Consider the following 7,610-nt stretch of genomic DNA (forward strand, 5'->3'; position numbering starts at 1 on the left):
TCAACATTTAAATTATTATTGTTGATTATAAACAACATTTATGAACAATAGAAAACAGATCCTACTTCCCAGATTTGCAAAAGTCCTTGGACAGTTGGGGGAGAATATTAAACTGGCGCGGAAGAGACGTAAGCTAACCACCATACAGGTCGCTGAAAGAGCTGGTATTAACCGAACTACATTATATCATATAGAAAAGGGTAATCCAAGTGTATCACTGGGGGCGTATTTCAATGTGTTAAGAGTACTGGGCTTGCAGGATGATTTTTTGAAACTAGCCGCTGACGATACTTTTGGAAGAAAATTGCAAGATTTGGAATTGATCGGCAAATCATAATAGTATGGCAGATAAGACAGACATTTGGGTTTATGCTGACTGGGTAGGAATATCTGGTCCAAAATGCATCGGTATACTGGCTGCCCAGCAGGCGAAAGGAAGGAAATCTTTTAGTTTTACATACGACCCTGATTGGATCAATTCCAATGAGCAATTGCTTTTGGATCCGGACATTGCCTGGTTTGGCGGTGCTCAATATCCAAATCAGAAAGAAAATTTTGGTGTATTTCTGGACTCAATGCCAGATACCTGGGGACGTACCCTGATGAAAAGAAGAGCGTCTATTCAGGCGAAAGAAAAAGGCACTTCATCAAAGACATTGTATGACATTGATTTTCTACTGGGCGTTCATGATGAAAGCCGCATGGGAGCTTTGCGCTTTAAACTTGATCCACAAGGACCTTTTCTTGATAACGATCCTGTATCGCCCACTCCGCCTTGGGCCACTATACGTGAATTACAACACGGAGCATCGCTGATTGAATCCAACGAAGACACTGCAGAAGTCAGAAAGTGGCTGGATATGCTGATGGCTCCGGGATCTTCTTTGGGAGGTGCACGGCCTAAGGCGAACATTCTTGATGAATTTGGACAGCCGTGGATTGCCAAATTTCCTTCAAAAAATGACAGCACCGACAAAGCTGCATGGGAATATCTCGCTTACAAGCTGGCGGTTAATGCAGGTATAGAGATGGCTGAAAGTAAATTGGAGCATATAGCCGGCAAGTACCATACTTTTTTTACTAAACGTTTTGACCGTGACAGGCAGGCACGAATCCACTTTGCCTCCGCCATGACAATGACTGGAAAAAATGAAGAACTGATCCGGGACGATGCGCCGTCGTATCTGGATATCGTTGAATTTATACAATTTTCCGGAAGTAGTGTAGACGAAGATCTTAGTGGAGAATACGGAGCCGTTGACCACCTTAATTCGGGAATTAAGATCATGTCATTTCGGATTAAATTGACCAGTATAAATGACTGACTGATAGTTGTGTAACTCATGAAATAAAAGAATGGGTTGGTGGTCAATCTGCCACGGAATCTGGTGGTCAAGTCATCCTAATTCTCCACATATTGGTATAAATTACATATTTTGGATTACTTCAATCAAGGAGGCTGTAAGTCCTTATGGCATAAGATGAGGTTCACAAACAGCATCATTAAAAATTGCCAAATGGAGCACCAAACTCCATAAAAAATCAAAAACACCCTATGGAAAAGCATTTATCCCCCCTCTGTATTTTACAGTATGACATACTTTTGTGACTGAAAATAATGTTTTGGATATAGAATATAAATTGCTAATTCGGAGGGCGGATGTGGCTGATTATAGGATTATATAGAATTTGCTGCGACAAAAATATGGTTGATTTTCTCGCATCTTTTATCTCCTAGCCGGCCAGATGAACCGGTAGAGAGGATCATTTTACCAAACTTTCCAAGATTGTAAAAAAAGCAAACTTGAAGTCAAATTCAACAAACATAGTTATGGCTAAATCAAATGACCTCAACAGGCGTGAATTTATTAAGACGGGTTCACTGGCCAGTGCATTCATTCTTAGTTTTCAGTTGCCGCTACCTGCCATTGCGCGAGGTAAAACGAATGTAGCCGCAAGGTTTGCTCCCAATGCATTCATCAGTATCTCGGAAGACAATTCAGTGAAAATTCTTTGCAATCATTCCGAAATGGGACAAGGAACTTACACGGCCATGACACAGCTTATAGCCGAAGAAATGGACGCTGATTGGAGTAAAATTACGGTTGAGCCTGCCCCAGCCGACGCAACCCTATACTCTTGTCCCGCGTTCGGAATGCAGCTTACAGGTGGGAGTGCATCATCATATGGAGAATGGGACAGGCTGCGCAAGGTTGGAGCATCTGCAAGGGATATGCTTTTGCAGGCAGCGACAAAAGTCTGGGGAGTGGAAATTGTCAGCTGTCGTACAGATAATGGATATGTAGTTCATTCCAGTGGTAAAAAGCTGGCGTATGGAGAGCTTGTTACCAAAATGCAAGGTATACAACCAAAAAACGACTCTGAATTAGTATTAAAGGACCCCAAAGATTTTAAGTACATCGGCAAGTCGGTCAAACGTGTTGAAGCCTTAGAAAAAGTGAATGGTTCAGGTAAATTTGGCATGGATGTTAGTATACCCGGAATGCTGGTGGCTGTTGTTGAAAGACCACCTGTTTTTGGGAGTAAGGTTAAGAGCTTTAACGCAGACAAAAGCAAATCTGTACCAGGTGTGAAACACGTTGTGCAGATTGACAGGGGTATTGCGGTTGTTGCAACAGGTTACTGGGCCGCACGCAAGGGACGGGAAGTACTCGAAGTCGATTGGGATTTAGGTCCTCTACTTAATACCCAGAAGCAAAGAGAGCAATACCTGGCAATGTCTAAAACGCCTGGCTTAGTAGCTACCAAAGAAGGAGATGTCTCCAAGGTGCATGGCGCTGCAAAAACAATAGCAGTTTTGTATGAATTTCCCTATCTGAACCATGCCCAGATGGAGCCTCTTAATGCCACGGCAGATGTCCGTAAAGATGGCTGTGACATTTATATCGGTACGCAGGCGCAGACTTTTGAGCAAATGACCGCAGCGCAAATTCTGGGGATGAAACCTGAGCAGATCAAAGTACATACCCAATTGTTAGGAGGAGCATTTGGTCGCCGGTCTGTATTTGACGGCCACATTGCAGCGGAAGCTGTTCAAACGTCCAGGGCAGTAGGTGCGCCGGTAAAGGTGATGTGGAGCAGGGAGGATGATCTCAAAGGAGGATATTACCGGACTGTCTCGCTGCATCAGATAAAAGGCAGCATCGGTGCAGCTAACAATCCTGTAAGCTGGCATCATCGCGTTGTTTGTCAGTCTTTTATGATAGGTTCACCCATGGAGAAAATGGCTGTCAAAAATGGCGTTGATTCCGTCTCCGTAGAAGGTGCATCAGAATTGCACTATGACATTCCTAATATACAGGTGGAGTGGCATCAAGGTAAAGACCTGGTGCCGACATTATGGATGCGCTCGGTGGGTCATTCCTACAATGCATATGTAAAGGAGTGTTTTATGGATGAGCTTGCCTTTGCAGCAGGAAAAGACCCATATCTTTTCAGGAAAGCCATGATGAAAAAGGAACCACGATTGTTGGGCGTGCTGGATGCTGTCGCGAAAAAATCGGGATGGGGTAAGCCTCTGCCGGCAGGCCACGCAAGAGGAATAGCTGTACATGCAAGTTTTGAGAGTTTTACAGCTCAGGTAGCAGAAGTGTCAATATCACCGGATGGTAAACCGAAAGTTCATAAAGTGTGGCTGGCAATAGATTGCGGCCCTGTGATAAACCCTGATAAAGTGCGTGCGCAAATGGAAGGTAGTGTAATATTTGGATTAACATCTGCATTGTATGGCAAGCTTACATTTAAAGATGGGCGGGTGCAGCAGAACAATTTTTATGATTACAAAATGGTGCGTATGGACGACGCGCCGCCCGTAGATGTAACTATTATCGAAAGTCCAGAAAAAATGGGCGGTGTTGGTGAGCCAGGCGTTCCCTGCACGGCACCAGCTGTTGCTAATGCATTATTTACATTGACTAAAAAACGGATACGTAAGCTTCCGTTCCCTGCTGATGTAAGAAAAGCTTAGTTTGATTCAGAAATATTTTTCAACATTCACATCAGCACTAAAATGATATCATTACAAGTAAATGGCAAGACTCAGGAAGTGGATGCCCCCGAGGATATGCCACTATTATGGGCACTGCGTGAAAATCTTGGATTGACAGGAACCAAGTTTGGATGTGGGGTCGCCCAATGTGGAGCATGTACGGTTCATCTGGATGGTGAAGCAGTTCGTTCGTGCATAACACCATTGTCAAGAGCAAGAGGCAAAAATATCGTAACCATTGAAGGTTTGGATGACGAAATAGGGCATCGTTTACAAAAAGCCTGGATTGAAGAGGAAGTACCTCAATGCGGTTATTGTCAAAGTGGCCAAATCATGTCAGCTTATGTACTCTTAAAGGAAATACCTAATCCAACTGACAAAAATATTGACGATAGCATGACTGGGAATATATGCCGTTGTGGAACGTATCAACGTATCCGGGCTGCGATTCATACCGCTGCCGCCGGAAAGTAAACTGTTCGGTAAGACACACGATTCATCAGCTTTAACAGATACTATTATGATTTTGCCAACAATTAAAGACCGACTTATGCTTGGTGCACTGGCATTGGGGACTATCGTATTTTTAACGGCGGTCGTCAGGCCACATTATGAGAATAACCACGGCAGTAGCAGGAAGATGACATCTGTTATTAAGGTCGCTCAGGCACCTGGCTCAATAGAAACATCGGATAGTCGTTTAGCAGAAAGTAAAGCGGCTTTTCTAAAGGCGTATACAGTTTTTATGCATCCAAGATGTATGAACTGCCATCCCAAAGGAGACATCCCATTGCAGGGTGATGACAGCCACTTGCACCTGCAAGGCGTTCAACGCGGTCCGGAAGGAAAGGGTGTATTGGCATTGAAATGTAAAAACTGCCATCAGGATACAAACCTGAAAGGCAATTTCATGCCTCCCGGAAATCCGCACTGGCAGATGCCGCCAATGAATCGCAAAATGGCCTTTGAAGGAAAAAGTCCTAAACAATTGGCGCAGCATTTCCTCGACAATGATTTTACAGGGTTCAAAAAAATGGAAGATATGATTGAACATGTAGAGACAGAATCGCTCGTATTAAACAGTTTCGTTCCTATTGACGGTCGGGCAACCTTACCCATGAGCCACGAAGAGTTTGTAGCTACGGTAAAGGAATGGATTGAGAAGGGGGCAGCCATACCTGACAAATAGTATTAAAACATCTTACTTCGAAGTGACGTTTATTGTTGTAAGTTATACAACCACATGGATCAACATATAACACCTAAAATTATTTAATCAACACTGATAGTTATTGCCATTTTTATGGATTAAAAAAAGATAAGCTATATCCTCGGCAAAGCAGGAAATGGTTCGGAAAATAGAATATAAATAAAATTAGGCTGGTGATCGTAGTTATTGTCACTTTGCTCAGTTCGGTGTTTATCATTTTTCTTGGGCACTTTTTGGGGGAAACTTCTTGATGGCATCTGGTATATTACTGATAATCTGTTTTCATCTGATGGATCGGGACTTAAGGGGGGAGATAGAACCTTTTATTACTAATTCTGATCATTAACTACTACCGCATCTGTTAAAGATGGTGCCGCTTTGTGAAAATTTGAAGAGTTATCGTAGCCATTACTCTTATTCATCAAGCGCATATGAAGATGTCTTTCCTTTCAAGATTGTTTACTGTGGTCTGCCAAACAGGCATTGTCAAGGATAGGCACACCGCAGCGACAAGAATCAAAATTGTATGTTAATTATTCTATAAAATCAATGCTCATAACGAAACATCCATTCTAAGACCGGATTTTTCTTATATCCATAAACACTCTTCAAGTTTAAAGTTTTTTATTAACATTCTAACTATTATTATTTGAGTAATTTATCCAGTCCCTCCAGTATGGTCGCGAATAGTCAGGCTCTCTGGAACCAATTCAGGGCAGGGAATAGTGAGGCTTTTGGAAAAATTGCCCAGCTCCATTACAGACCATTATTCAATTACGGTCTCAGACTGACCAGCGACCCCGATCTGGTTCATGATTGTATTCAGCAGTTATATCTTGAACTTTGGGAAAAAAAAGATTCAGTCTCTGAAACGGAGTTTGTCAAAACTTATCTGTTACGGGCATTACGTAACAAAGTGGTGAAAGAATTGATCCGTTTAAAAAAGTTAAGACAGGCGGGAGAGTTAGCTTTTGAGACGATCAGCGAACCTTCAATTGAATTTACTTTAATCCAAAATGAGCATCAGCTGCAACAGGTTCAACAACTTAACCAGGTAATTAATCAACTTTCCAAACGACAGCAGGAGATTCTCTACCTTAGATTTTATCAGAACTTGGAATATGAAGATATCTCGCAGATTATGGGTATTACCAAACAAAGTGCCGCAAATCTTCTTCACCGGACAATAAAAGATATGAAGCGCAGTTGGAATTTTCTTTCTTTTTTCTTTCTGAATATATTTCACTGGAGATTTAAAATGATTATATTGAACTGATTGAATTGGATATCAGAAGACTAAAAAATAAAATGATATTTTTTGGGTATAAGCCTTGCCATTTGAGAACAGTATAGTTAGCACTGGCCATTCCAGTGCGAAGGGATTACAAAGCTAATGCAAATGCAGGATTACAATTTCTTTGATATTGAGGTGTTGGCTACAGATCCATTATTTAGGAAATTTGTGTTAAGTCCTGATGCTTCTTCTGAAAAATTTTGGTACGAGTGGAAAGCTATTAATGACCAGAAGTATACAATATATGCTGAAGCAGTCATCGTAGTCGCCGCATTTAATGGGGGCTACCGGGATGGCTTGACCAGTGATGTGATAAATCATAAAATAGATAAAATTAAATCTCAGATAACCAGCCACCAATAATCAATACCCCCGTTGGTTTTGGTAGCTGTTGGTGGAAACTAGTTTTGGGTTTGTTACTATGCTCTACTTCAAGAGGGCAGTGTCTAAACGGAAAGCCGGGTTCGGGATCAATCAGTAATCAAATCCGGTTAAATATTTTTCGTAGCTGGAAACGTATTTGTTCCATAAGTAGCTATTATCCAGGAGTACGGAACAATCTATGACATGGAATAATAATCGTCAACAATATTTATGAACAGGCATTCAGTATTATAATTATCTATAAACTTAGTATAACAAAGATACTATTGAAAGGATGCACCTGTATGAACATATTAAAAATATGTAGCAATGGCAACAGCGTATATAATTGACAATAAGTTTGCATCTGCAATTCTATTAAAAGAGAAAATTGAAAGTCTAACTAATTATTTAGCCAAGTTGAACCTTTTATAAATTCTGAAACCGCTTACAAGGAGATAGTAGAAAATGTACCTGATATTATTTTTGCTGATATCGAACTGGTTTGTATAAATGATGACCGTGTTTTTGAACAGGTAAAACAGCTTGGTATCCCTATTGTATATCTTTCTTCGCATGGTAATCTTTCCATTATAGCTGGCAAACAACAGGTTTTTGATTATATCCTTAGAAGGTGTTTGGGAATTGCGAAGAATGGAGATCGTACCATCTTTGCAGTGACGAAACATTAAAGCATTGATTAAACAGTTTACTAGACTGACCGATCTCCAATG

Annotated in this window: 8 protein-coding genes; 7 read left to right on the forward strand and 1 reads right to left on the reverse strand. The window is 41.2% G+C overall.

Going from position 1 to position 7,610, the window contains the following annotated elements; translation table 11 throughout:
* Positions 1–40 precede the first annotated feature (40 nt).
* The 7 genes from LZG71_RS29530 to LZG71_RS29560 all read left to right on the forward strand — a co-directional run bounded on the left by LZG71_RS29530 (position 41) and on the right by LZG71_RS29560 (position 6,876).
* The gene (locus tag LZG71_RS29530) at positions 41–337 is read left to right on the forward strand and encodes a helix-turn-helix domain-containing protein (RefSeq protein WP_233826751.1); all 297 of its coding nucleotides are present in this window, start codon (positions 41–43) and stop codon (positions 335–337) included.
* A gap of 4 nt (positions 338–341) precedes the next feature.
* Positions 342–1,325: a type II toxin-antitoxin system HipA family toxin gene (locus tag LZG71_RS29535; RefSeq protein ID WP_233826753.1), complete on the forward strand. Its 984-nt coding sequence runs from the start codon at positions 342–344 to the stop codon at positions 1,323–1,325.
* Positions 1,326–1,831: 506 nt separating this feature from the next.
* Positions 1,832–3,988, forward strand: a complete 2,157-nt coding sequence (locus LZG71_RS29540) for a xanthine dehydrogenase family protein molybdopterin-binding subunit (RefSeq protein WP_233826755.1) — start codon at positions 1,832–1,834, stop codon at positions 3,986–3,988.
* Positions 3,989–4,030: 42 nt separating this feature from the next.
* A complete protein-coding gene (locus LZG71_RS29545) occupies positions 4,031–4,483 on the forward strand; it encodes a (2Fe-2S)-binding protein (RefSeq protein WP_233826757.1) in 453 nt (150 codons plus the stop codon).
* A 46-nt stretch (positions 4,484–4,529) separates the two neighbouring features.
* The gene (locus LZG71_RS29550; protein WP_233826759.1) at positions 4,530–5,198 is read left to right on the forward strand and encodes a hypothetical protein; all 669 of its coding nucleotides are present in this window, start codon (positions 4,530–4,532) and stop codon (positions 5,196–5,198) included.
* A gap of 697 nt (positions 5,199–5,895) precedes the next feature.
* Positions 5,896–6,495, forward strand: a complete 600-nt coding sequence (locus tag LZG71_RS29555; RefSeq protein ID WP_233826761.1) for an RNA polymerase sigma factor — start codon at positions 5,896–5,898, stop codon at positions 6,493–6,495.
* A gap of 123 nt (positions 6,496–6,618) precedes the next feature.
* The gene (locus tag LZG71_RS29560) at positions 6,619–6,876 is read left to right on the forward strand and encodes a hypothetical protein (RefSeq protein WP_233826763.1); all 258 of its coding nucleotides are present in this window, start codon (positions 6,619–6,621) and stop codon (positions 6,874–6,876) included.
* A 407-nt stretch (positions 6,877–7,283) separates the two neighbouring features.
* On the opposite strand, the gene LZG71_RS29565 is transcribed toward LZG71_RS29560, so the two are convergent.
* Positions 7,284–7,610, reverse strand: a 327-nt coding sequence (locus LZG71_RS29565) for a hypothetical protein (RefSeq protein WP_233826765.1), incomplete at its 5' end; no start/stop codon positions are given.

It is taken from the genome of Dyadobacter sp. CY312, assembly GCF_021390535.1.
Taxonomy (GTDB): Bacteria; Bacteroidota; Bacteroidia; order Cytophagales; family Spirosomataceae; genus Dyadobacter.

Bases quoted from the DNA above. Each gene is read 5' to 3' on its own strand.
- LZG71_RS29530 (WP_233826751.1), top strand. From the start codon at position 41: ATGAACAATAGAAAACAGATCCTACTTCCCAGATTTGCAAAAGTCCTT.
- LZG71_RS29535 (WP_233826753.1), top strand. From the start codon at position 342: ATGGCAGATAAGACAGACATTTGGGTTTATGCTGACTGGGTAGGAATA.
- LZG71_RS29540 (WP_233826755.1), top strand. From the start codon at position 1,832: ATGGCTAAATCAAATGACCTCAACAGGCGTGAATTTATTAAGACGGGT.
- LZG71_RS29545 (WP_233826757.1), top strand. From the start codon at position 4,031: ATGATATCATTACAAGTAAATGGCAAGACTCAGGAAGTGGATGCCCCC.
- LZG71_RS29550 (WP_233826759.1), top strand. From the start codon at position 4,530: ATGATTTTGCCAACAATTAAAGACCGACTTATGCTTGGTGCACTGGCA.
- LZG71_RS29555 (WP_233826761.1), top strand. From the start codon at position 5,896: ATGGTCGCGAATAGTCAGGCTCTCTGGAACCAATTCAGGGCAGGGAAT.
- LZG71_RS29560 (WP_233826763.1), top strand. From the start codon at position 6,619: ATGCAGGATTACAATTTCTTTGATATTGAGGTGTTGGCTACAGATCCA.